At 71.2% G+C, this 25280-nt stretch carries 21 protein-coding genes; all 21 read right to left on the bottom strand.

Annotated elements, in window-relative coordinates:
* Nucleotides 1-322: 322 nt before the first annotated feature.
* The gene (gene pyk / locus BLR91_RS07310; protein ID WP_018191177.1) at nt 323-1738 is read right to left on the bottom strand and encodes a pyruvate kinase; all 1416 of its coding nucleotides are present in this window, start codon (nt 1736-1738) and stop codon (nt 323-325) included.
* A gap of 80 nt (nt 1739-1818) precedes the next feature.
* Complete coding sequence (locus tag BLR91_RS07305; protein ID WP_020077509.1) at nt 1819-3276, bottom strand: glutamate synthase subunit beta; 1458 nt, start codon at nt 3274-3276, stop codon at nt 1819-1821.
* A gap of 42 nt (nt 3277-3318) precedes the next feature.
* Nucleotides 3319-7896 (bottom strand): glutamate synthase large subunit, encoded by a 4578-nt coding sequence (gene gltB / locus BLR91_RS07300; RefSeq protein ID WP_089876093.1) that lies wholly within the window; start codon nt 7894-7896, stop codon nt 3319-3321.
* Between the two features lie 171 nt (nt 7897-8067).
* Entirely contained in the window at nt 8068-9069 is a 1002-nt protein-coding gene (lgt, locus tag BLR91_RS07295) for a prolipoprotein diacylglyceryl transferase (RefSeq protein WP_089876095.1), read from the bottom strand.
* A gap of 87 nt (nt 9070-9156) precedes the next feature.
* On the bottom strand, nt 9157-9954 hold the full coding sequence (trpA, locus tag BLR91_RS07290; protein WP_089876097.1) for a tryptophan synthase subunit alpha: 798 nt from the start codon (nt 9952-9954) through the stop codon (nt 9157-9159).
* A complete protein-coding gene (gene trpB / locus BLR91_RS07285; protein WP_018191182.1) occupies nt 9951-11162 on the bottom strand; it encodes a tryptophan synthase subunit beta in 1212 nt (403 codons plus the stop codon). Before trpB ends, trpA begins: the two co-directional genes overlap by 4 nt.
* A complete protein-coding gene (trpC, locus tag BLR91_RS07280; protein ID WP_089876099.1) occupies nt 11162-11932 on the bottom strand; it encodes an indole-3-glycerol phosphate synthase TrpC in 771 nt (256 codons plus the stop codon). The genes trpB and trpC overlap by 1 nt, the downstream gene beginning before the upstream one ends.
* A 3-nt stretch (nt 11933-11935) precedes the next feature.
* Complete coding sequence (locus tag BLR91_RS07275) at nt 11936-12166, bottom strand: DUF6704 family protein (protein ID WP_018191184.1); 231 nt, start codon at nt 12164-12166, stop codon at nt 11936-11938.
* A 209-nt stretch (nt 12167-12375) separates the two neighbouring features.
* A complete protein-coding gene (locus BLR91_RS07270; protein ID WP_231918845.1) occupies nt 12376-13107 on the bottom strand; it encodes a Trp biosynthesis-associated membrane protein in 732 nt (243 codons plus the stop codon).
* 11 nt (nt 13108-13118) lie between these two features.
* Nucleotides 13119-14651: an anthranilate synthase component I gene (locus BLR91_RS07265; protein ID WP_089876102.1), complete on the bottom strand. Its 1533-nt coding sequence runs from the start codon at nt 14649-14651 to the stop codon at nt 13119-13121.
* Nucleotides 14648-15031, bottom strand: coding sequence for a phosphoribosyl-AMP cyclohydrolase (gene hisI / locus BLR91_RS07260; RefSeq protein ID WP_018191187.1), 384 nt, complete (start codon nt 15029-15031; stop codon nt 14648-14650). The genes BLR91_RS07265 and hisI overlap by 4 nt, the downstream gene beginning before the upstream one ends.
* Nucleotides 15028-15792 carry an imidazole glycerol phosphate synthase subunit HisF gene (gene hisF / locus BLR91_RS07255; protein ID WP_018191188.1) on the bottom strand — a complete coding sequence of 255 codons (765 nt, stop codon included), beginning with the start codon at nt 15790-15792 and terminating at the stop codon, nt 15028-15030. Before hisF ends, hisI begins: the two co-directional genes overlap by 4 nt.
* Nucleotides 15792-16631, bottom strand: coding sequence for an ATP phosphoribosyltransferase (gene hisG / locus BLR91_RS07250; protein ID WP_020077501.1), 840 nt, complete (start codon nt 16629-16631; stop codon nt 15792-15794). The genes hisF and hisG overlap by 1 nt, the downstream gene beginning before the upstream one ends.
* Before the next feature lie 66 nt (nt 16632-16697).
* A complete protein-coding gene (locus BLR91_RS07245; RefSeq protein WP_018191190.1) occupies nt 16698-16961 on the bottom strand; it encodes a phosphoribosyl-ATP diphosphatase in 264 nt (87 codons plus the stop codon).
* A gap of 115 nt (nt 16962-17076) precedes the next feature.
* On the bottom strand, nt 17077-17769 hold the full coding sequence (gene rpe, locus BLR91_RS07240; protein WP_089876103.1) for a ribulose-phosphate 3-epimerase: 693 nt from the start codon (nt 17767-17769) through the stop codon (nt 17077-17079).
* A 9-nt stretch (nt 17770-17778) separates the two neighbouring features.
* Nucleotides 17779-19209: an RsmB/NOP family class I SAM-dependent RNA methyltransferase gene (locus tag BLR91_RS07235; RefSeq protein WP_089876104.1), complete on the bottom strand. Its 1431-nt coding sequence runs from the start codon at nt 19207-19209 to the stop codon at nt 17779-17781.
* The gene (gene fmt / locus BLR91_RS07230; RefSeq protein ID WP_089876105.1) at nt 19206-20147 is read right to left on the bottom strand and encodes a methionyl-tRNA formyltransferase; all 942 of its coding nucleotides are present in this window, start codon (nt 20145-20147) and stop codon (nt 19206-19208) included. Before fmt ends, BLR91_RS07235 begins: the two co-directional genes overlap by 4 nt.
* Before the next feature lie 90 nt (nt 20148-20237).
* Nucleotides 20238-22313: a hypothetical protein gene (locus BLR91_RS07225; protein ID WP_089876106.1), complete on the bottom strand. Its 2076-nt coding sequence runs from the start codon at nt 22311-22313 to the stop codon at nt 20238-20240.
* A gap of 2 nt (nt 22314-22315) precedes the next feature.
* On the bottom strand, nt 22316-23509 hold the full coding sequence (metK, locus tag BLR91_RS07220; protein ID WP_018191195.1) for a methionine adenosyltransferase: 1194 nt from the start codon (nt 23507-23509) through the stop codon (nt 22316-22318).
* Nucleotides 23510-23569: 60 nt separating this feature from the next.
* A complete protein-coding gene (locus BLR91_RS07215; RefSeq protein ID WP_089876107.1) occupies nt 23570-24892 on the bottom strand; it encodes a bifunctional phosphopantothenoylcysteine decarboxylase/phosphopantothenate synthase in 1323 nt (440 codons plus the stop codon).
* A gap of 82 nt (nt 24893-24974) precedes the next feature.
* Nucleotides 24975-25235 (bottom strand): DNA-directed RNA polymerase subunit omega, encoded by a 261-nt coding sequence (gene rpoZ / locus BLR91_RS07210; RefSeq protein WP_018191197.1) that lies wholly within the window; start codon nt 25233-25235, stop codon nt 24975-24977.
* Nucleotides 25236-25280 lie beyond the last annotated feature (45 nt).

The raw sequence follows: 25280 nt of genomic DNA, 5'->3' as shown, positions 1-25280 counted from the left end.
GCCAGTCGACGGAAACGGAGGACGCGGTCAGGGCCGGCCCTCCGATCCCCTCCGTTCCCGTTCTATCCTCGGCGTGTCGCGCCGGATCGCCTCCCTTTCCGGCCGCCTCCGGGACGCCGAATGGACGCGTCCCCTCGACTCGCACGGCGGTGGAAAGGGAGGAGAAGCCGACTCGACGCGCCGCAGAATGCGGGAAAGGGAGGTGGATGCGAGCGCAGGGGCTCGGAAGTCCTCCGGACCCGCGCCGCGACGAGGGCGGGCGCCCGGACGCAGCCCGGGAACGCAGAAGGGCCCCGCCGAAGCGGGGCCCTTCCGACCGGTGCTACAGGACGTCGCCGACCCGGTGCACGCGGATGTCGTTGGTGGTTCCGGGGATCCCGGGAGGGGAACCGGAGATGATGATCACCTTGTCGCCGTCGACGGCGCGGCCGGTCGACTTGAGGGCCTCATCCACCTGCGCGACCATCTGGTCGGTGTGGGTGACGCGGCCGACGACGAACGACTCGACTCCCCAGAACAGCGACATGCGGCGGCGAACCGACTCCTCCGGCGTGAACGCCAGGATCGGGATCTTGTTGCGCAGACGCGCCATGCGGCGGGCGGACTCGCCCGACTCGGTGAAGACGCAGAGGAACTTCGCCTCGACGAAGTCGGCGACCTCGACCGCGGCGAGCGTGATCGCGCCCGACTGGGTGCGGGGCCGGGTGCCGAGCGGCTGGATTCGGTCCAGACCGTGCTCCTCGGTCGAGGTGACGATGCGCGACATGGTCTGCACGGTGACCGTCGGGTACTCGCCGACGCTGGTCTCGCCCGAGAGCATGACCGCGTCCGCGCCGTCGAGGACGGCGTTCGCGACGTCCGAGGTCTCTGCGCGGGTCGGCACCGGGCTCGAGATCATCGACTCCAGCATCTGCGTCGCGACGATGACCGGCTTCGCCGCGCGGCGGGCCAGCTCGACGGCGCGCTTCTGCACGATCGGCACGGCCTCGAGCGGCAGCTCGACGCCCAGGTCGCCACGGGCGACCATGATGGCGTCGAACGCCTCGATGATCTCCTCGAGCGCATCCACGGCCTGCGGCTTCTCGATCTTCGCGACGACGGGGACCTTACGGCCCTCCTCCGCCATGATCTCGTGCACGCGCTCGATGTCCTTGGCGTTCCGGACGAACGAGAGGGCGATCAGGTCGGCGCCGAGCTTGAGGCCCCAGCGCAGGTCGGCCTCGTCCTTGTCGGACAGCGCCGGGACGTTCACGGCGACGCCCGGCAGGTTGATGCCCTTGTTATTCGAGACGGGACCGGCGACGATCACCTCGGTCGTGACGACCGGGCCGTCGACCGCGACGACGCGCACGCGCACCTTGCCGTCGTCGATGAGCAGGTAGTCACCCGGCTTGACGTCGTTGGGCAGGCCCTTGAACGTCGTCGAGGAGATCTCCTTCGTACCGATGATGTCCTCGGTGGTGATCTTGAAGATGTCGCCCTCGGCGAGCTCGTAGGGGCCCGCCTCGAACTTGCCGAGGCGGATCTTGGGGCCCTGGAGGTCGACGAGGACGGCGACCGGCTTCCCGGCGTCGTCGGCGGCCTTGCGCACGTTGGCGTAGACCCCCTCGTGCACCTCGTAGCTGCCGTGGCTCAGGTTCATGCGGGCCACGTCCACACCCGCGTCGATGATCGCGCGGATGTTGTCGTAGCTGGAGGTCGCCGGCCCGAGGGTCGCGACGATTTTGGCCCTTCTCATGCTTTTCTGTTCGCTCCGTGATTCTGCGCCGACGGCGCGTGATTTCTTGGTGGCGCCCGGTCGTGCGGGCATCGCCTCGCTCAGACGAGGATGCCGCGGTCGGTGGGACGGATCGGAGACGGCAACTGCGTCTCCCCTTCAAGATACCGGTCAACAGCGGCCGCCGCTGCCCGGCCCTCTGCGATAGCCCACACGATCAGGGACTGACCGCGGCCGGCGTCGCCGGCGACGAACACGCCCTCCTGCTCCGTCTGGTAATCGGAATCACGCGCGACGTTGCCGCGGCCGTCGAACGGCAGGCCCAGCTGCGAGGACAGGTCCTGCTGCTCCGGGCCGGTGAATCCGAGGGCCAGTAGCACCAGGTCGGCCGGGATCTCGCGCTCGGTTCCGGCCTTCGGCACCCGGCGTCCGTCGAGGAACTCGGTCTCGGCCACGCGCAGGGCGCGCACCTCGCCGAACTCGTTGGAGAGGAACTCGACGGTCGACGCGAGGTACTCGCGCTTCCCGCCCTCCTCGTGGGCGGACTGGACCTCGAACAGCGTCGGCGTGGTCGGCCACGGCTGGTGGTCCGGACGCTCCGACGGCGGCTGCTTGCCGATGGCGAGGTTGGTGACGCTCGCGGCGCCCTGACGGTGTGCGGTGCCGATGCAGTCCGCACCGGTGTCGCCGCCGCCGAGGACGATGACGTGCTTGCCGTCCGCCGTGATCTGGTCGGCGATCTGGTCGCCCGCACCCGCCTTGTTCTGCTGCACCAGGTACTCCATGGCGAAGTGAACGCCGGAGAGCTCACGGCCCGGGATGGGCAGGTCGCGCGGCACCATGGCGCCGGTCGCGACGACGACCGCGTCGTACCGGGCGCGCAGGTCGTCCCAGCTGATGTCCGTGCCGATGTCGACTCCGGCGCGGAAACGCGTGCCCTCGGCCATCATCTGGTTGAGACGCGCCTCGAGGTGCTTCTTCTCCATCTTGAAGTCCGGGATGCCGTAGCGCAGCAGGCCGCCGATGCGGTCGTCCCGCTCGTACACGGCGACCGTGTGGCCGGCACGCGTCAGCTGCTGGGCGGCGGCGAGGCCGGCAGGGCCGGAGCCGACGACCGCGACCGTCTTGCCGGTGAGGCGCTCCGGCGGCTGCGGCTGCACCCAGCCGTGCTGCCACGCCTGGTCGATGATCGAGACCTCGACCTGCTTGATCGTGACGGCCGGCTGGTTGATGCCGAGCACGCAGGACGACTCGCACGGCGCCGGGCACAGCCGCCCGGTGAACTCCGGGAAGTTGTTCGTCGCGTGGAGGCGCTCGATCGCCTGGCGGCCCTCACCGCGCCACATGAGGTCGTTCCACTCGGGGATGAGGTTGCCGAGCGGGCAGCCCGAGTGGCAGAACGGCACGCCGCAGTCCATGCAGCGGCCGGCCTGGCGGCGCAGCTGCGCCGGGTCCTGGGCCTCGTAGACCTCTTTCCAGTCCATGAGCCGGACCGAGACGGGGCGGCGCTTGGGCAGCTCCCGCTCCGTCACCTTCAAAAAGCCTTTGGGGTCAGCCACCGGTCACCTCCATTTCGACGGAGCCTTTAGGATCAGGCAGCATCATCCGCCGGTCACCTCCAGAATTCTGTTCCACACGATGTCGCCGTCGGGGTCGAGACCCTCGTCAACGGCCTCTTGGCGCATCTGCATCACCGCGGCGTAGTCCCGCGGCAGCACCTTGACGAACTTCGCGACGGTCTCGTCGAAGTCCTCCAGCATCCGGGCGGCGAGCTCGGAGCCCGTCTCGGCGGCGTGCTGTTCGAGCAGGTCGCGCACGATCTCGATGTCCGCGCTCCCGAGAGGCAGGAGCTCGAGCTCGCCGGTCGCGAGCGAGTCGCGGTTGACCCGCTCCGGCTTCAGGTCGTACACGTACGCGGTGCCACCGGACATGCCGGCGCCGAGGTTGCGCCCGGTGCCGCCGAGGATCACGGCGAGGCCACCGGTCATGTACTCGAGGGCGTGATCGCCCACGCCTTCGACGACCGCGGTCGCACCGGAGTTGCGCACCAGGAAGCGCTCGCCCACGATCCCGCGGATGAACATGCTCCCCTGCGTCGCGCCGTAGCCGATCACGTTGCCGGCGATCACGTTCCGCTCGGCGGCGAACACGCTGTCGCGCGGGGGCTTCACGACGATCTGGCCCCCGGAGAGCCCCTTGCCGACGTAGTCGTTGGAGTCGCCCTCCAGCCGCAGGGTGATGCCCGCGGGGAGGAACGCGCCGAGCGACTGGCCGGCCGAACCGGTGAGCGTGATGTCGATGGAGCCGGCGGGGAGGCCGTTCTCGCCGTGGCGGACGGTCACCTCGTGGCCGAGCATCGTGCCGACGGCCCGCTCCGTGTTGCGGATCGGAAGGCTCAGCTCGATGCGGCCCCCGTTCTCCAGCACGTCGCGCGCCGCGTCGATCAGCTGCACGTCGAAGTGGTGCTCCAGCTCGTGGTCCTGCGCCCGGCCGTTGCGCCGAGGAGCCTCCGGGCCGAAGGCCGGACCGTGCAGGATGGGCGCGAGGTCGAGACCGGACGCCTTCCAGTGGTCGATGGCGCGGTCGACGTCGAGCAGCTCGGCGTGACCGATCGCCTCCTCGAGGGTGCGGAAGCCGAGGGCCGCGAGGTACTCGCGCACCTCTTCCGCGATGAACTCGAAGAAGTTGACGACGAACTCGGGCTTGCCCGAGAACCGCGCGCGCAGCTCCGGGTTCTGCGTCGCGACGCCGACCGGGCAGGTGTCCAGGTGGCAGACGCGCATCATCACGCAGCCGGAGACCACCAGCGGCGCGGTCGCGAAGCCGAACTCCTCGGCCCCGAGCAGCGCGCCGACGATGACGTCGCGGCCGGTCTTCAGCTGGCCGTCGACCTGAACGACGACGCGCTCGCGCATCCCGTTCAGCATCAGGGTCTGCTGCGTCTCGGCGAGCCCCAGCTCCCACGGCGTCCCCGCGTGCTTCAGCGAGTTGACCGGGGATGCGCCGGTGCCGCCATCATGGCCCGAGACCAGGATGACGTCGGCCAGCGCCTTCGCGGTGCCGGCCGCGACCGCGCCGATGCCCGACTCCGAGACGAGCTTGACGTGAACGCGGGCGCCCGGGTTGGCGCGCTTCAGGTCGAAGATCAGCTGCTTGAGGTCTTCGATCGAGTAGATGTCGTGGTGCGGCGGCGGCGAGATGAGGCCGACACCGGCGGTCGCGTGGCGGGTGCGAGCCACCCACGGGTACACCTTGGTCGGCGGCAGCTGCCCGCCTTCGCCGGGCTTCGCGCCCTGCGCCAGTTTGATCTGGATGTCGTCGGCGTGGGTCAGGTACATCGACGTCACACCGAAGCGGCCGGAGGCGACCTGCTTGATGGCGCTGCGGCGCTCCGGGTCGAGCAGACGGTCGAGGTCTTCGCCGCCCTCACCGGTGTTCGACTTGGCGCCGAGCCGGTTCATCGCGATCGCGAGCGTCTCGTGCGCCTCCTTGGAGATGGAGCCGTAACTCATCGCACCCGTGGAGAAGCGCTTGACGATGGACGAGACGGGCTCGACCTCCTCCAGCGGCACCGGCGGACGCTCGCCCTCCTTGAGCGAGAACATCCCGCGCAGGGTCATCAGCGACTCGGACTGGTCGTCGACGAGCTTTGTGTACTCGCGGAACACGTCGTACCGCCGCGTGCGCGTGGAGTGCTGCAGGCGGAAGACCGTCTCCGGGTTGAAGAGGTGCGGAGATCCGTCGCGGCGCCACTGGTACTCGCCGCCGGTCGCGAGGCGCTCGTGCGCGAGCGCGGCGCCCTCGGCGGGGTACGCGCTCTCGTGACGGGCGAGGTTCTCGGCCGCGATGACGTCGATCCCGACGCCGCCCAGCTTGCTCGTCGTTCCGGTGAAGTACTGGTCGACGAACTCCTGGCTGAGCCCGACGGCCTCGAACGCCTGAGCGCCCGCGTAGGAGGACACCGTCGAGATGCCCATCTTCGACATGATCTTCAGCACGCCCTTGCCGAGCGCCTTGATGACGTTCTTGACCGCCTTCTCGGGGCTGACGCCGGTGATCATCCCGCTGCGGACGAGCTCCTCGCAGGTCTCCATCGCCAGGTACGGGTTGATCGCCGAGGCGCCGTACCCGATGAGCAGGGCGACGTGGTGCACCTCGCGCACATCCCCGGCCTCCACGATCAGGCCCACCTTCATGCGGGTCTCCGAGCGGATGAGGTGGTGGTGCACGGCGGCGAGCATCAGCAGCGACGGGATGGGCGCGAGGTCCTTCGTCGAGTCGCGGTCGCTGAGCACGATGAACTGCGCTCCGGCCGCGATGGCCTCGTCGACCTCGTCGCACATCTCGGCGAGACGGCGCTCCAGGGCGTCGGGGCCGGCGTCGGAGCGGTACAGGCCGCGCACGGTCGTGGTCAGCGTGCTGCCCGGCCGCGGGTCGATGTGCTGGATCTTCGCCAGCTCGTCGTTGTCGATCACCGGGAAGTCGAGCACGACCTGCTTGGCGTGCTCGGGGCCGGCCGACAGCAGGTTGCGCTCCGGGCCGAGACCGAGCTTCAGGGAGGTGACGACCTCCTCGCGGATCGAGTCGAGCGGCGGGTTGGTGACCTGCGCGAACTGCTGCGTGAAGTAGTCGAACAGCAGGCGCGGGCGCTCCGACAGCACGGCAACGGGCGTGTCCGATCCCATGGCGCCGAGCGGCTCCGCGCCGGTGGTCGCCATCGGGCGGAGGAGGATGCGGACCTCCTCCTCCGTGTAGCCGAACGTCCGCTGGCGGCGCGTGATCGACGCCGGGGTGTGGACGATGTGCTCGCGCTCCGGGAGGTCCTTCAGGTTGATCCGGCCCTCGTCCAGCCACTCCTCGTAGGGAGCGCCGGCGGCGAGCTCGGACTTGATCTCCTCATCCTCGATGAGGCGGCCGCTGACCGTGTCGACCAGGAACATCCGGCCGGGACGCAGACGCCCCTTGCGGACGACGCGGCTGGGCTCGAAGTCGAGCACGCCGATCTCGGAGGCGAGCACGACGAGGCCGTCGTTGGTGACGACGTACCGGCCGGGGCGCAGGCCGTTGCGGTCGAGCGTCGCGCCGACGACGGAGCCGTCGGTGAACACGATCGCGGCGGGGCCGTCCCACGGCTCCATGAGCATCGAGTGGTACTCGTAGAACGCGCGGCGGACCGGGTCGATCTCGGTCTGGTTCTCCCAGGCCTCCGGCACCATCATCATGACGGCGTGCGGGAGCGACCGGCCGCTCAGCGACAGCAGCTCCACGACCTCGTCGAAGGAGGCCGAGTCGGAGGCGCCGGGTGTGACGATCGGGAACACCGGCTTCAGGTCGCCGAGCAGCTCGTTCTCCAGCTGCGACTGGCGGGCGCGCATCCAGTTGCGGTTGCCCTGCACGGTGTTGATCTCGCCGTTGTGCGCGATCATCCGGAACGGCTGCGCGAGCGGCCACGACGGGAACGTGTTCGTCGAGTAGCGCGAGTGCACGAGGGCGAGCTTCGATGCGAAGCGCTCGTCGGAGAGGTCCGGGTAGAACGGCTCCAGCTGGAGCGTGGTGACCATGCCCTTGTAGACGAGCGTGCGGCTCGACAGCGACGAGAAGTACAGGTCGAGCTCGCGCTCGGCCCGCTTCCGCAGGAAGAAGGTCTGGCGGTCGAGCGCGATGCCGGAGACGGCCTCGCCGTTCTCATCGACGCGGGTGGACGCGACGTAGAGCTGCTCGATCACCGGCATGGCCTGGCGGGCCAGCGTGCCGAGCTCGTCCGGACGAACCGGGACGGACCGCCAGCCGAGGACGGTCAGCTCGTGCTCGGCCGCGATGGACTCGAGAGCCGCCTTGACCTCGGCACGCTCGTCCTCCGCGCTCGGCAGGAACGCGTTGCCCACCGCGTACCGGCCGGCGGCGGGCAGGTCGAAGCCCGCGACGGCGCGCAGGAAGGCGTCCGGCACCTGGGTGATGATGCCGGCGCCGTCACCGGTACCGGCGTCGGAGCCGACCGCGCCGCGGTGCTCGAGGTGACGCAGCGCCTCCAGCGCGGCGTCGATGATGTCGTGCCCGGCCGTGCCCCGGAGGGTCGCGACCATGGCGAGACCGCAGGCGTCCTTCTCGTGGGCAGGGTCGTACAGGCCCTGCGGGCCAGGCACGGTCCCGAAGCGGGAATGGGGAGGCGTGAGCGCCATCTGTCGACCGTCCTCACAGTGTCGTGGATGTGGGGATGTTGGGTGCAGGGACGCCATCGGCCCGGTGCTTATGAGTTCCGCCGCATCCTCCGGGCCGTGTGCGGCTCGGACTCGTGGAGCGGTCAGGTGCGTGGGATCGCCTCGACGGTTTCGTACTTCGAGCCGTCGGGTTTATCCGTTCGTGGGGCTTGTGGCCTTGGCCGAAGCGGACCCGGCAGGCACACCGTCTGCGTCGGCGGCGTCCTCGTCCTCCAGGTCCGTGTCCTCCGAGTCTACCTCAGCATCCGGGTTCACCCATTCACGACCCGGTCGGTACGGGCTGGGCTCGAGACCCGGGTGCCTGCTCGACTGGACGAAGAAGATGATGAGGCCGAGCACGACGGCGCCGAACGCGGCCCAGACGTTGCTCGGGATGCCGAGGAACGTGAACTCGCTCGGGTCGATGCGGATCGACTCCAGGTAGGAGCGGCCGGCGCCGTACCAGATCAGGTAGACGGCGAACACCTTGCCCCACTGGAGGCGGAAGCGGCGCTGCAGCCAGACGATGACGAAGACGCCGATGATGTTCCAGATCATCTCGTACAGGAAGAGGGGCTGGAACAGCGTGCCGTCCGGAAGGCCGACCGGGATCGCCTTATTGCCCGCGTCGATCTGCAGACCCCAGGGCAGGTCGGTCGGAAGACCGAAGAGCTCCTGGTTGAAGTAGTTGCCGAGGCGGCCGATGGCCTGCGCGAGCAGGAGCGCCGGTGCGAGGGCGTCCGCGAACGTCCAGAACCGCAGACCGGTCCAACGGCAGCCGATGAGCACACCGATGGCGCCACCGATCAGCGCGCCGAAGATGGCGCCGCCGCCCTCCCAGATCGCCCAGATGCTGCCGGGCTCGAACGGGTTGAAGAGGTTGGCGCCCGGGTAGAAGAAGTCCTTCGGGTGGGTCGCGACGTGGTAGAACCGGGCGCCGACGATCCCGAGGGGCACGGCGCACAGCAGGATGTCGAGAACGACACCCGGCTCGGCGCCCTGCTTGGTGAGGCGGCGCGAGGTCCACATGGCAGCGACGACGATGCCGACCAGGATGATCAGCGCGTACATCTGGATGCGGTACGGCCAGAAAGGCAGCGGGATCTGCGCCCACTCGGGCCCAGGACTCGGGATGCTGGCCATCCAGCCGCTCATCGTCGCAAACACCCGATGACTCACCTTTCGTGTCGATCATGCCGCGGCGCGGAGAGGCGCGCGGCCACCATAGTCTAGAACGCCCGGCTAGGCCGCTGTGCCGCGGGCGAGCTCGGCCGCGACGCGACCGGCCTCCGCCACGCCGCCGTCGCCCAGCGCCTTCACGAGCGCCGAGCCGACGATCGCGCCGTCCGCGTACTCGAGCACCTCGGCCACCTGCGCGGCCGATGAGATGCCGAGTCCGACGCACGTGCTCGTCGCTCCCGCCTCGCGGAGACGGCCGACGAGCGTGCGCGCCGCCGCATCCACATCGGTGCGCGCGCCCGTGATGCCCATGGTCGAGACGGCGTAGACGAACCCGCGGCTCGCCTCCACCGCCTGCTTCAGGCGGGCGTCGGTCGAGCTGGGCGCGGCGAGGAACACGCGGTCGAGACCGACGCGGTCGGATGCGGCGAGCCAGTCGGCGCCCTCGTCCGGGATGAGGTCGGGCGTGATGAGGCCTGCTCCCCCGGCGGCGGCGAGGTCGTCCGCGAAGCGGTCGACACCGTACTGCAGCACCGGGTTCCAGTAGGTCATGACGAGCACGGGGATGTCGACCTGCGCGGTGATCTCACGGACGGCGGTGAAGCCGTCGCGCAAGCGGAAGCCGGCTCTGAGCGCCTGCTGCGTCGCGGCCTGGATGACCGTGCCGTCCATCACGGGGTCGGAGTACGGCAGGCCGAGCTCGATGACGTCGACGCCGTTGTTCGCGAGCGCGACGGCCGCATCCACACTGGTCGCGAGGTCGGGGAAGCCGGCCGGGAGGTAGCCGATCAGCGCGCCCGATGCCTCGGTGTTGCGGCGGGCGATCGCGGCGGCGACCCGGCTCGTGACCACGCCGCTCACGACTGCACCGCGTCCGCGTCGATCAGGTCGAAGTACCGCCCGGCGGTCTCCATGTCCTTGTCGCCACGGCCGCTGAGGTTCACCAGGATGATGCCCTCCGGCCCCAGCTCGCGCCCGAGCGCGATGGCGCCTGCCAACGCGTGGGACGACTCGATGGCCGGGATGATGCCCTCGGTGCGGCTGAGCAGGCGCAGGGCCTCCATGGCGTCCGCGTCCGACACCGGCCGGTACTCGGCGCGGCCGATCTTCGCGAGCCAGGCGTGCTCCGGGCCGACGCCCGGGTAGTCGAGGCCGGCGGAGATCGAGTGGGATTCGATGGTCTGGCCGTCCTCGTCCTGCAGCAGCATGGAGCGCGCGCCGTGCAGCACGCCGGGGCGGCCCTTGGTGATCGTCGCGGCGTGGCGCGGGGTGTCCGCACCCTCGCCGCCCGCCTCGAAGCCGACCAGGCGCACATCCTCGTCGTCCAGGAAGGCATGGAAGATGCCCATCGCGTTCGAGCCTCCGCCGACGCACGCGACCACGGCGTTCGGCAGGCGGCCGGTGAGCTCCTGCACCTGCTCGCGCGCCTCCTCGCCGATGATCTTCTGGAGGTCGCGCACCATCGCCGGGAACGGGTGCGGGCCCGCGACCGTGCCGAAGATGTAGTTGGTGTGCTCGACGTTCGTCACCCAGTCGCGCATGGCGTCGTTGATGGCGTCCTTGAGCGTGCGCGACCCGGTCTTGACGGCGACGACCTCGGCGCCGAGCAGACGCATCCGGGCGACGTTCAGCGCCTGGCGCTCGGTGTCGACCTCGCCCATGTAGATCGTGCACTCGAGCCCGAACAGGGCGGCGGCCGTCGCGGTGGCGACGCCGTGCTGGCCCGCGCCGGTCTCGGCGATCACGCGGGTCTTGCCGATGCGCTTCGTCAGGATGGCCTGGCCCAGCACGTTGTTGATCTTGTGCGAGCCGGTGTGATTGAGGTCCTCGCGCTTCAGGATGATGCGGGCGCCGCCTGCGTGCTCGGCGAACCGGGGCACCTCGGTGATGATCGACGGGCGGCCGGTGTAGCTGCGGTGGAGCTCATCCAGCTCGGCATGGAACGCGGGGTCGGCCTTCGCCTCCTCCCACGCCGCCGACAGCTCGTCGAGCGCTGCGACCAGCGACTCGGGGACGAACCGCCCGCCGAAGTCGCCGAAATACGGACCCTGCTCAGTGCGGAGGGACATCAGACTCCCAAGAACTCTTCAAGCGTCGCGACGGGGTCGCTCGTGACGAGCGCCTCGCCGACGAGCACCACATCGGCGCCCGCCGCTCGGTAATGCGCGACATCGTCGGCCGTCTTCACGGCCGACTCCGCCACGCGGATGACGCCGGAGGGGATGCTGCCGGCCAGGCGGCCGAACAGGTCCCGATCCAGCTCGAACGTCGTCAGGTCGCGGGCGTTGACGCCCACGAGGCCCGCGCCGGTGTCGAGGGCGCGGCTCAGCTCGTCGGCCGAGTGCGCCTCCACCAGCGAGGTCATGCCCAGCTCGGTGATCAGCTCGTGCAGCTCGACGAGCCGCTTCTGGTCGAGCGCGGCGACGATCAGCAGTACCAGGTCGGCCCCCGCGGCGCGGGCCTCGAACACCTGGTACGGATCGGCGACGAACTCCTTGCGCAGCACCGGGATCGAGACGGCCTCGCGGACCGCCTCCAGGTCGGCGAGCGAGCCGTGGAAGCGGCGCTCCTCAGTGAGGACGCTGATCGCGCTGGCCCCGCCGGTCTCGTACGAGACCGCCAGGGCGGCGGGATCCGGGATGGCGGCGAGCGACCCGCGGGACGGGCTGGCGCGCTTCACCTCGGCGATGATCTTGACGCGCTCCGCCGGGGCGAGCGCGGTCAGCGCATCGAGTGCGGCGGGCCGGGCGAGGGCCGCGGCCTCCACCTCGGCGAGCGGACGCTCGTCGCGTCTCCGCTCAGCGTCCTCGAGCGCGCCGGCGACGAGGTCGGCGAGCACGGATCAGTGCCCCTTCGGGGTGTACTTGTCGCCGCCGACGCCGTACCCGGCGCGCTTCATGACCCAGCCGACGATGAGGCCGATCACCGCGAGACCCGCAGCCGCCCAGACGATGATGGGGGCGTCGAAGAAGAAGGCGATGGCGCCGATGGTGAACGCGACCAGCATGATGATCACGGCTGTCCACGCCGCCGGCGAGTGACCGTGGCCTGGCTCGACTGACTCGCTGCTCATGGGACTCCTGCACGTCGGGTGCGCGCCGCCCGGCGCGCACGGGAATTTGGAACGCACCCAGTCTAGTGGGCGCTCACTTCCCCGCCGCCCTCCACGCGCCAGCCCCACCGTCGAGTCCGCAAACTTTGCACGGTTTCGCGGGCGCGGGCGTGCAAAGTTTGCGGACTCGACGGGGGTGGGAGGGCGTGCGGGAGGGGACGGACGGGAGGTCAGCGGGTGGGGTCGTCGCCGCGGGTGAGGTCGTCCCAGCTGTCGATCGCCGCGTCGCGGTCGAGGGTGGTGGGGGTCGCGGAGTCGGGCACGTCAGCGGCCGGCGCGTCAGTGTCCGGCGCGTCAGCGGCCGGCTCCTCGGCGGCGGCGCGGGCCTCGGCGTCGTCGGTGGGCTCCCCGTCGGCGAAGAGCTCGTCGGCGGGGCGCCCGTCCTCCCCCGCGAAGCGGGTCTGGTACTTGCGCGACGGACCGGGCCAGAGCCGCAAGAAGACGACGACCGCCGCGCTCGCCAGGATGACCAGGATGCCCGCCACGAGGGCAACCCACGGCCACAGCTCGATCGCGGACGAGTGCACCAGACGGCGGATCGAGGAGTCCCCGGCCACGCCGGTCGCCGTCGTGATCGCGGAGGACGACGCGCCCACCGCATCCGACACCGCGCTGATCGCCGAGATGAGCACGGAGACGCCGAGCAGCAGGCCGAGCAGAGCGAGCACGATCCGGAAGACCGGACCGGCGATCGCCAGCGCAGCGGTCAGCGCCAGCCCCGCGAGCGACAGGGCGGTCAGCGCTGGCGCGGCCACCGATCCCGCCACGCTGATCGTGGTCGAGTGCTCGGCCGTGTCGGTCAGCGTGATCGTGAACCACGGCTGGGTCGCCGCCAGCAGCGCGAGACCGCTCCCCACGAGGAGGAGCAGCATCGTGGAGTACTTGACGCGACGGCCGTTCACGCTCTCCGTCCTCACAGCACGCGCTTCATGGCGTTCGCCACGGCGACGGCGCGCAGCGGAGCCGCCGCCTTGTTCTGCGACTCCTGGAACTCGTTCTCGGGCACCGAGTCGGCCACCAGTCCCCCGCCGGCCTGCACCCGTGCGACGCCGTCCATGATCGTCGCGGTGCGGATCGCGATGGCGAGGTCCGCATCCCCGGCGAAGTCGAAGTACCCGATCACGCCGCCGTAGACGCCGCGCTGGATGGGCTCCAACTCGTCGATGATCCGCAACGCCATCGGCTTCGGCGCGCCCGAGAGCGTTCCGGCCGGGAACGTCGCGCGGAACACGTCGATCGCCGTCGCATCCGGCAGCAGGTCGCCCTCGACGGACGACACGATGTGCATGATGTGGCTGAACCGCTCGATGCGCATGAACTCCGTCACCTCGACGGTGCCCGCCTCGCACACCTTGAGCAGGTCGTTGCGGGCGAGGTCGACCAGCATCAAGTGCTCGGCGCGCTCTTTGTCGTCGGCGAGCAGCGACGCCTCCAGGTCCAGGTCCTGCTCCGGCGTGGCGCCGCGCGGACGCGATCCGGCGATGGGATGCGTGAATGCGCGTCCCTCCTGCACCTTCACCAGCGCCTCGGGCGACGAGCCCACGATCTGGTATGGCTCGCCGCTCGGCTTCTCCAGCGACAGCAGGTACATGTACGGGCTCGGGTTGAGCGCGCGGAGCACGCGGTAGACGTCGAGCGCGGGGGCCGTGCACTCCAGCTCGAAGCGCTGCGAGATGACGACCTGGAAGATGTCGCCGTCGACGATGCGCTCCTTGGCCGTGACGACCGACGACAGGAAGTCCTCCCGGCGCGTGCGGGAGATCGGCTCGGCCGGGATGCCGAGGTCGACGTCCTCCAGCCACGCCTCGGAAGGCTGCGCGAGCTCGCGCTGCATGCGGTCGAGACGTGCCTGCGCATCCGCCCACAGCGCGTCCGCGTCGGCGACGCCGTCGGCCAGCGCGTTGGCGACCAGCTTCACGGTGCCGGTGCGGTGATCCACGACGACGAGGTCGGCCACGAACGCGAGCGCCTGGCCGGGCACGTCGACATCGGCGGGCGGGGCGTCGGGCAGGCGCTCGATCTGCCGGATCGCCTCCCAGCCGATGAACCCGACGAGACCGCCGGTGAGCGGAGGGAGGCCCGGGATGCGGGCGGTCTGCCAGCGCGCATGCAGCGCCGCGAGAGCCTCCAGCGGCCGGAGGGAGGCCGCCGTGCCGAGGGCGCGCTCGGCGGGCAGGCCGTAGTCGAGCCAGTTCACGGCTTCGCCCTCCTGCGTGAGCACGCCGAACGACGACGCGCCGACGAACGAGAAGCGCGACCAGATGCCGCCCTGCTCGGCGGACTCCAGCAGAAAGGTGCCCGGCCGGCCGGCCGCGAGCTTCCGATAGATGCCGACCGGGGTCTCCCCGTCGGCGAAGAGCTCGCGGATCACCGGGACGACGCGGTGGTCGCCGACGAGTCCGTCGAAGGCGTTCCGGGTCGTCGTACCGCCCACGGTGTCGATCACAGGTCGGCCGCCTCGATCTCGGGGCTCGCGCCGACGACCGGCTCCAGCACATCCGCGTCGAAGCAGGTGCGTGTGCCGGTGTGGCAGGCCGCGCCGACCTGCTCGACCGTGACCAGCAGGGTGTCGCCGTCGCAGTCGAGCGCGGCGCCCTTCACGTACTGCACGTGCCCGGACGTGTCGCCCTTCCGCCAGTACTCCTTGCGGGAGCGCGACCAGAACGTCACCCGGCCCTCGCTCATGGTGCGGCGGAACGCCTCCGCGTCCATCCACCCCATCATCAGCACCTCGCGGGTGTCCCACTGCTGGATGATCGCCGGCACCAGCCCGGTGTCGGTGAAGCGGATGCGCTCCAGCACCGCGTCGGTCGTCGTCGCGTTCATCGGCGGACCTCCATCCCGGCCGCGGCCAGTTCGTCCTTCACCTGCTCGATCGTCAGCTCACCCTGGTGGAACACGCTCGCCGCGAGCACGGCGTCGGCTCCCGCCTGGATGGCCGGAACGAAGTGCTCCAGCGCCCCCGCACCGCCCGAGGCGATCACGGGAACGCTGCTCAGGGCGCGCATCTCGCGGATGAGCTCCAGGTCGAAGCCCTCCTTGGTGCCATCGGCGTCGATGGAGTTGACCAGCAGCTCGCCCGCGCCCAGCTCGATCGCGCGCGCCGCCCACTCCAGGGCATCGAGGTCGGTCTCCGTTCGGCCGCCGTGCGTCGTGACCACGAAACCCGACGGCGTCGCGGCCGAGCGCTTCACATCCAGCGACAGCACCAGCACCTGCGCGCCGAACCGGGCGGCGATCTCCGAGATCAGCTCCGGGCGCGCGATCGCGGCCGAGTTGACACCCACCTTGTCGGCGCCGTGGCCGAGGAGCTTTGCCACATCCTCGGGGCTGCGCACGCCGCCGCCGACGGTGAGCGGGATGAAGACCTGCTCGGCCGTCGCCCGCACCACGTCGTATGTGGTGGCGCGGTCGTCGACGGTCGCCGTCACATCCAGGAAGGTCAGCTCGTCCGCGCCCTGCTCGAAGTACCGCCGGGCGAGCTCGACCGGGTCGCCCTGGTCGCGCAGGTTCTGGAAGTTCACGCCCTTCACGACGCGGCCGGCGGCCACGTCGAGACAGGGGATCACCCGGACCGCGACGCTCATCAGATCCGCGCAGCGTGGATGGAGGTGACCAGGATGGCGCGGGCGCCCAGCTCGTACAGGTCGTCCATGATGTGGTTGGTCTGCTCGCGCTTGATCATCACGCGCACGGCCACCCACTCCGGCTCCCCCAGCGGAGAGACGGTCGGCGACTCGACGCCCGGCGTCAGCGCGACCGCCTTCTCGAGCAGTGCGACGGGGAGGTTGTAGTCGATCAGCACGTACTGGCGGGCGACCATGACGCCCTGCAGCCGGCGCACCAGCGTGTCCACCCCGGCGGCCGGCGACGGGGACGAGATGAGCACGGCCTCCGACTCCAGGATGACCGGTCCGAAGATCTCCAGCCCCTGCTTGCGGAGGGTGGAACCCGTCTCGACGACGTCGGCGACCGCGTCGGCGACGCCGAGCCGCACGGCCGACTCGACCGCGCCGTCGAGCTTGATCAGGGAGGTGCTGACACCGTGCTCGCCGAGGAACGCGCCGACGAGGCCCGGGTAGCTCGTCGCGACGCGCTTGCCCTCCAGGTCGGCCAGCTCGGCGAACACGCCGGCTGGGCCGGCGAACCGGAACGTCGACGCGGCGAAGTCGAGGGCGCTGATCTCGGCGGCGGGTGAGCCCGAGTCGAGCAGCAGGTCGCGGCCGGTGATCCCGACATCGAGCGCGCCGGAGCCGACGTAGGTGGCGATGTCACGCGGGCGCAGATAGAAGAACTCGACGCCGTTGCGGGCGTCGGTGACGATGAGCTCCTTCGGGTCGCGGCGGCCGACATAGCCGGCCTCGTGCAGCATCTGCGCCGCGGTCTCGGAGAGGGAGCCCTTGTTGGGGACGGCGATCTTCAGCATTCGCAGGTCTTTCGTGACGTGATCGGACGAGTGGATGGGCCTAGGTACGGCGAAAAGGCTGGTCCATCACAGATGTCGGTACACGTCGGCCGGCGTCAGCCCCTTGGCGAGGAGCAGGACCTGCAGGTGGTAGAGCAGCTGCGAGATCTCCTCGGCGGTGGCCTCGTCGGACTCGTACTCGGCGGCCATCCAGACCTCGGCGGCCTCCTCGACGATCTTCTTGCCGATGGCGTGCACGCCGGCGTCGAGCTCGCGGACGGTGCCGGAGCCCTCCGGGCGGTCCTGCGCCTTCTGCGCGAGTTCGGCGAAGAGGTCGTCGAAGGTTTTCACCTCTCCAGCGTACCGGTCCGCCCGAGCCGGTCGGACATTCGTGCCGAATGTGCGGTATGCCGCGCTGATTCCGCACATTCGGCACGAATGTGCGCGCCGCGGGTCAGCGTACGGGTCAGTGGAGGTGCGGCAGCGCAGCGGCACGGAGGGCCGCGATGCGGTCCGCCGGCTCTCCGCGGAAGACGCTGGAGCCCGCCACGAACGTGTCCGCCCCGGCCGCGGCCGCCGTGACGATCGTCTCCTCGGTGATGCCGCCGTCCACCTGCAGCCACACGTCGAGACCCCGCGCCTCGACGGCCTGCCGGAGCGCGTTCAGTTTCGGCATGGTCTCCGGCATGAACGACTGGCCGCCGAACCCCGGCTCGACCGTCATGACGAGCACCTGGTCGAACTCCTCCAGCAGGTCGAGGTAGGGCTCGACGCCGGTGCCCGGCTTGACCGCGATGCCCGCCCGCGCGCCGATCGAGCGCAGGCGGCGCGCCAGAGCGATGGGATCGTGCGCAGCCTCGGCGTGGAAGGTCACCGAGTACGCTCCGAGCTCCGCGTACCCCGGCGCCCAGCGGTCCGGGTCGTCGATCATCAGGTGCACATCCAGCGGGATGGGGCTCACATCCTGGATGCGGCCCACCATCTGCGGCCCGAACGTGAGGTTAGGGACGAAGTGGTTGTCCATCACGTCGACGTGCACCAGGTCGGCGGTCGCGATGCGCGCGACCTCGCTCTGCATGTTGACGAAGTCGGCGGCCAGGATGCTGGGGTTGATGCGGACACGCGGGTCGATCCGGTCGGCGGAAGGGGTCGAAGCCATGACTCCAGCCTAGGCGGAGCGCTTGCGGAGCAGCGCGACGAACATCCCGTCGGTGAGGTGCCGGTGCGGCCACAGCTGGACGGTGTCGCCTTCGCCCGCGAGATCGAGCCGTTCGACGGCGATGGACTGCAGGGTGTCGGCGGTCGCCTGCGGCTCGAGCAGGTCGCCGTGGCGCTCGCGCGCGTCGGCGACGACACCTCGGGTCTCGGCGAGGTGCGGCGAGCAGGTCACGTAGGCGAGCAGGCCGCCGGGCTTCAGAGCGGCGATGGCCGAGTCGAGCAGCGCCGACTGCAGCGCGGTCAGCTCGGCGACATCCCGTGGGCTCTTCCGCCAGCGCGCCTCCGGCCGGCGACGGAGCGCGCCGAGCCCGGTGCACGGGGCGTCGAGCAGGATGCGGTCGAACGCTTCGGGATGCTCGGCGCCGACGACCGTGCCGTCCAGCTCCCAGACCGGCACCTCCAGCGGCACCGGAGCGAGCGCGCGTCGCACCAGCTCGGCGCGGGCGGGGACCAGCTCGTTCGCGACCAGGGTCGCGCCGCCGGTCAGCGCCTCGGCGGCGAGCAGAGCCGCCTTCCCGCCGGGGCCGGCGCACAGGTCGAGCCAGCGCTCCCCCGGCCGCACCGGCTCCGCGCGGGTCAGCGCGAGGGCAGCCAGCTGCGAGCCCTCGTCCTGCACGCGGATGCGTCCCTCGGTCTTCTCCACGATCCCGAACGGGTCGCCGCCGCCGACGGTGAAGCCGGGAGGCGAGAAACGGTCGTCGCGCGCGTCGTCCGGCTTGTCGACGAGACCGGGCAGTGCGATGAGGTTGACCCGCGGCGCGGTGTTGTCGGCCTCCAGGAGCTGCTCCAACTCCTCCGCCCGGCCCTCGGCGTCGAGCGATCGGCGCAGCGCGCGGACCACCCAGACGGGATGCGAGTACAGCGCCGACAGGCGGTCGTCGTCGTTCTTCGCCCGCGACGCCACCTCATCCCGCCACTCGTCGGGAGTGTGGCGGCCGATCTCGCGCAGCACGCCGTTCACGAAGCCGGTACCCGAGCGGCTGCCGACGCTGCGCGCCAGCCCGACCGACTCGTTGACCGCCGCGTGCGACGGGACGCGCATCGACAGCAGCTGGTGCGCGCCCAGCCGCAGCACGTCGAGGAGGGGCGGGTCGATCCGGTCGACGTCACGGCCCGCCGCGATGGCGATGACCCGGTCGTAGTAGCCCTGCATCCGCAGCGTGCCGTAGGTCAGCTCAGTGGCGAGGCCGGCATCCGCCGGGGAGAGCCCGGCGCGGGCGATGCGCGTCGGAAGGAGGAGGTTGGCGTAGGCGTCGGAGTCGCTGACGGCCTGCAGCACGTCGAGGGCGACCTGGCGGGCGGGCTGGACGCGGGTCTGCGGCGGACCAGAACGCGGGCGGGGCCGGCGGTCGCGGTTGCGGTCATCGCGCGGCGCGTTCATGCGAACACCACCCCGGTCGATCCGGCAGCGGAGGAGGCCGACGCGGAGGCGACACCGCGCAGCCAGTCGGCGGCCGGCATCGCGCGCTTCCCGGCCGGCTGGACGGTGACGAGCTCCAGCGGAGCGGTCCCCGTCCCGACGAGCACCCGCTTGCCGCGCAGCTCGACCGCGCCGGGAGCCACGGGCTCCTCGCCGTCGGTCGTCCGCGCTTCGTGCACCTTGAACCGCTCGCCGTCCAGCAGCACGAACGCGCCCGGCTCCGGCGTCACGCCGCGCAGCCGCGCGGAGACCCGCTCGGCCGGTTCGGTGAGGTCGAGGCGCGCATCCTCGAGCGTCAGCTTCGGCGCCAGCGTGACTTCACCCTCCTGGGGCGTCGCGGCGGCCGTGCCCGCGGCCAGCGCGTCGGCGGTGTCGGCCAGCAGGGCCGCGCCCTCCTCGGCCAGGGCGGAGAGCAACTCGCCGGCCGTCTCATCCGGGCCGATGGGACGTCGCAGCTCGGCGTACACATCCCCCGCGTCGAGCTCCGGCACGAGATGGAAGACCGCCGCGCCGGTCTCGGTGTCCCCGGCGATCACGGCGCGCTGCACAGGCGCGGCGCCCCGCCAACGCGGGAGCAGGGAGAAGTGGAGGTTGACCCAGCCGAGGCGCGGAAGCGACAGTAGCGGCTCGCGCACCAGGCCGCCGTACGCCACCACCACGCCGAGGTCGGGCTGCAGGGCGGCGATGCGTTCGGTCACGTCGTCGCCGAGCCGGTTCGCCTTGATCACCGGTAGCCCGAGACGCTCTGCAGCCTCCGCGACGGGCGACGGGGTCAGCACGCGCTTGCGGCCGAGCGGCGCATCCTCACGGGTGACGACGGCGACCACCTCGTGCCGGGCCGCGACGGCCTCCAGGGACGGGAGGGCGACGGCCGGCGTTCCGGCGAAGACGATGCGCATGGAGAAGGTTCTTTCGGTTCGGGACGGCCACCCAGCCTACTCTGCGAAGCTCACGACCGGCCGCGAGCGGCGGCAGCCCGGGGTCGGCTCCTAGAGGATCTCGGGATCGTCGAAGCGCACCCGGAGCGTCGGCGCCGGACGGTAGCCCGGCCGTCCCGCCGGCGCGCGACGACGTCGGGTCGCGTTCTTCACGACGGCGGCACGGACGGACGCCGCGACGTCAGCGCCGTGCGCGTACTCGAACCGCAGCACGGCGCGGACGAGGTCGGGCCCGGAGCGGGCGGCGCGCGCCGATGGACCCTCCGCCTCCACCGGCGCGGGCCCCAGGACGTCGATGAGGAGGGAGCGGTCCACCGCATCCAGCACTTCGGTCACGGTGGCCTCCGACCCGGTGACCGAGGCGAGACGCACCGCGGGCGGGAAGCGCAGCTCGCGGCGGTCCACCAGCTCCTCGTGCGCGAACTCGACCAGGCGCCCGGTCGCGAAGTCGCGCGCCAGCGGTCCCCCGACGCCGACCAGGACGGTCGGGGCGCCGGGTGCGGCGAGCCCGGCCGCACTCTGCCACCAGCGCAGACAGTCCTCGGCGACGTGCAGGCTCTCGCGCGCCAGCATCCGCTCGCCGTCCAGCAGCAGCACCGCCTGGTACCCGCCCTCGGCGATCGGCTCGGCGCCACGGGTCGCGACGACGAGCGCGGGCGCCGACCCGACGCGCTGCACGGGATGATCGCCGTCGGCGAGGATGACGCGCGTGCCGGGGAACGCGCGTCCCAGCTCCTCCGCGGTGCGGCCCGAGCCGACGGTGACGAGCCGGAACCGCCGGTGCTCGCAGTGCTCGCACTGCCAGTCGGTCGCGAGCCGGCCGCAGACGGTGCACGACGGCGGCGAGCCCGCCCGCGTCTGGTGCAGCGCGCCCTTGCAGTTCATGCACCGCGCCGCCTGGCCGCAGTTCGCGCAGGCGATCACCGGAGCGTAGCCAGGGCGCCCGACCTGCACGAGCACCGGGCCGCGCGGCCGTCCGCTCTCGCCGTTGAGCGCCTCACGGGCGGCGCGCCAGGCTGTTGACGGGATGCGTGCGGCGCGGGCCATCGGCTCGGGCGCCTGCTGGTTGGCGGTGAGCACCACCTTGGGAGTCTGGATGCGCTCCGGCGCGATGTCGCGCAGCCAGCCGAGCTCCACCAGGCGCTGTGCCTCAACGCTGCGGATGTTGCCGCTCAGAACGAGTGCGCAGCCCTCGAGCTCCTGCCGGACGAGGGCCGCATCCCGCGTGTGCACGTACGGGCTCAGCGGCTCGGCGTGCAGAGGGTCGCTGTCCTCCCAGACCGCGATCAGGCCGAGCCGCTCGGCGGGGGCGTAGACGACCGAGCGGTTGCCGATGACGATGCGCGGGCCGGAGAGCGCCTCCAGGAAGCCGCGGTACCTGTCGGGGTTCGCCTGCCCGGCGTCGGCGCGCACGACCGCGTGCGCGGGCGCGCTGACCGCGAGTGCTGCGGCCAGCTGCTCCAAGTCGCGGTGATCGGGAACGGCGACGATCGCGGTGCGGCCGCCGCGCCAGCAGTCGGCGGCCAGCGTCGCCAGAGTGACCGCCCACTCGCCGACCCAGGTGCCGTCGGGCAACGGCACGAGACGCGGGATGGCGCGCAGCGCGATCCGCTCGTCGCGCGCGACCGCATCCTCCAGCACCCGCTCTCCGTACCCGCGCACCGCCACGGCCGCCCCCGACAGCTCCTGAGTTTTTCGGCCCTCCGATGGCGTGTCGGGCCGAAAAACTCCGGAACTGTCGGCGGCGGCGGATCGCGCCGAGAGCCACGCCTTCTCGACGCGCACCATCCGGCCGGGGACGGCCAGGCGCAGGATGTCGCTCGCCGTACCGGCGCTCCGATCCGCGAGCCGCCGCGCCAGCCGCCACACGCCGGGCGTGAGCACCTGCGCGGGCGAGACGACGGCCTCCAGCGGGCTCAACGTCCCGTCGTACCCGTCGTCCGGTTCGCCGACCTCGACCAGATAGCCGTCCGCGACGCGGCCTGCCGAGCGCAGCGGAACGCGCACGCGCACGCCCGGCTGCGCCTCGGCGGCGAGCTCCTCGGGGATGCTGTAGTCGAAGAGGTGGTCGAGCTGCGGGAGCGGCGAGTCGAGGACCACCCGGGCGACCCGTCCGGCCGCCGCCACCGCTAGATCCCCGCGGCCGAGCGCAGGTCGTCGACGCGGTCGAGCCGCTCCCAGGTGAACTCGGGGAGCTCGCGGCCGAAGTGCCCGTAGGTGGCCGTGCGCGCGTAGATCGGACGCAGCAGGTCGAGGTCGCGGATGATCGCGGCCGGCCGCAGGTCGAAGACGTCGCGGATCGCGCCGATGATGCGCTCCTCCGGAACCTTCGCGGTGCCGAAGGTCTCGACGTACAGCCCGACGGGCGCCGCCTTGCCGATCGCATACGCGATCTGCACCTCGAGCCGGTCGGCGAGGCCGGCGGCGACGGCGTTCTTCGCCACCCAGCGCATGGCGTACGCCGCCGAGCGGTCGACCTTCGACGGGTCCTTGCCCGAGAACGCGCCACCGCCGTGGCGGGAGGCCCCGCCGTAGGTGTCGACGATGATCTTGCGGCCGGTGAGGCCCGCGTCGCCCTTGGGGCCGCCGATCTCGAAGCGTCCGGTCGGGTTGATGAGAGTCCGGATGTGCGAGGTCTCGAGCCCGGCGGCGTGCATCACCGGGTTGATGACCTCCTCGATCACCTCCGCCTGCAGCTGCTCGTTGGAGACCTGGGGAGCGTGCTGCGTCGACAGCACGACCGTCTGCACCGACTTCGGCACGGCGCCCTCGTAGCCGATGGTCACCTGGGTCTTGCCGTCGGGCCGGAGGTAGTCGAGCGTCCCGTCCTTGCGGACGGACGCGAGACGCTCCGCGAGGCGGTGCGCGAGCCAGATCGGCAGCGGCATGTATTGCGGGGTCTCGGTGGTGGCGTAACCGAACATGATGCCCTGGTCGCCCGCGCCCTGACGGTCGAGGTCGTCGTGGCTCTGCTCCGCGCGCGTCTCGAGGGCGTTGTCGACGCCCTGCGCGATGTCGGGCGACTGCGCGCCGATCGACACGGACACACCGCATTGGGTGCCGTCGAAGCTGACGTCGGACGAGTCGTACCCGATCTCGACCAGCTTGTTGCGCACCAGGGCCGGGATCTCGACGTAGCCGTTCGAGGTCACCTCGCCGGCGACGTGCACGAGACCGGTGGTGACGAGGGTCTCCACGGCGGCGCGGCTGTGCGGGTCGACGGTGAGCAGCGCGTCCAGGATGCTGTCGGAGATCTGGTCGCAGATCTTGTCCGGGTGCCCTTCGGTGACGGACTCGGACGTGAAGAGACGCAGATCTGCCATTGTTCTCCCTGGTCGACGGGGCGCTTGTCTCACGACCGGACTCCTCCGGCGCAAGCGTGTTTACGCGATGACGTCGAGGATACGGTCGGCCACCGACAGCTTGCTGCCCGAGGCCTCCATCACTATATCGCCGCCCTTGCGCAGGACCACGACCTCATTGCTCTCCGTTGCGAAGCCCTGCGACCAGCCCACCTGATTGAGCACGAGGAAGTCGCTGCCCTTGGCGGCGAGCTTGGTGCGGCCGAGCTCGATGAGAGCCTGCGGGTCCGGCTCGGTCTCGGCCGCGAACCCGACGACGACCTGATCGTCGCGCTTGTGCGCGGAGAGCCCGGCGAGGATGTCGGGGTTGGCCACCAGCTCCAGCGTCAGGGTGTCGCCGTGGTCCGACTTCTTGATCTTGGCCTCGCGGGTCTCGGCCGGACGGTAGTCGGCGACGGCCGCCGTCATGACGACGACGTCGGCGGCGCGGGCGGCCTCCTCGACCGCCTCTTGCAGTTCGAGCGCGGTCTGCACCTCGATGAGCTCGACGCCCTCCGGCGGTTCCACCTCGAGGTGCGCGGCGATGAGCACGACGTCGGCGCCGCGAGCCTGCGCGGCACTGGCGATGGCGACGCCCTGTCGACCGCTGGACCGGTTGCCGAGGAAGCGGACGGGATCGAGCGGCTCGCGCGTCCCCCCGGCGGTGATGACCACGCGCTTCCCGGCGAGGTCCACGCCGCCGCGTGGGCGCCGGGCGGCCTCGTTGGCGCGGCGTCGCTCGGAGAGCACCACCACGTCGTTCACCGCGGGGGCCTCGGCCGCGGACCCCGCGGGAAGGGCGGCGGGCGCGTGAGCGGGGGCTTCGACCGCGCGCGGCATCGCCCCGGCGGCACGCAGGGCGGCCCGGACGATGACCTCCGGCTCCTCCATGCGGCCGGGGCCGGAGTCGGCGCCGGTCAGCTGACCGCTCGCCGGCCCGACGACCGTGACGCCGCGGCTGCGCAGAGTTGCGATGTTCGCGACCGTGGCCGGGTTCCGCCACATCTCCGTGTGCATCGCGGGCGCGATGACCAGAGGCGCGGTGGACGCGAGGACGGTGTTGCCGAGCAGGTCGTCTGCCAGGCCGGCGGCGAGCTTGGCGATGGTGTTCGCCGTGGCCGGTGCGATGACGATCAGGTCGGCCGACTGGCCGATCGCGACGTGACGGACCTCGGCGACGCCCTCGTACAGGTCGGTCGCGACCGGGTTGCGGCTGATCGCCTCGAGCGTCGGCCTGCCGACGAACCGCAGAGCGGCCTCCGTCGCGACCACGTGCACCGAGTGACCCTCGAGGACCAGGGCGCGGATGACACCGACGGCTTTATACGCAGCGATGCCGCCGGTCACTCCGACGACGATGGTCAATCGTGGGCTCAACGGCGGCACCTCTCCTCGGCCGGGGCCTCCCGGCTGCGGTCGTCCTGCGGTGTTGTCTTCTGCCTCTGTCTTACTCGGCGGCGATCGGCTTCAGGACGAGCTTGTCCTCGTTGATCTCGTGGAGCGCGACCGACAGCGGCTTGTCGTCGACGGACGAGTCGACCAGCGGGCCGACGTTGTCGAACAGGCTGCCCTCGTGGAGGTCGGCGTAGTAGTCGTTGATCTGGCGGGCCCGCTTGGACGCGAAGATCACGAGCGCGTACTTGGACTCGACGCGCGACAGGAGGTCGTCGATGGGCGGGTCGATGATGCCGTTGTTGCTGGTGGCCATGGATGCTCCTTGCTCTGGGCGATCGGGCGCTGGGCCGGATCGGAC

Source organism: Leifsonia sp. 466MF (assembly GCF_900100265.1).
Classification (GTDB): domain Bacteria; phylum Actinomycetota; class Actinomycetes; order Actinomycetales; family Microbacteriaceae; genus Leifsonia.
Note: the sequence above shows the minus strand (reverse complement) of the source record. Positions and strands in the feature narration are given on the sequence as shown.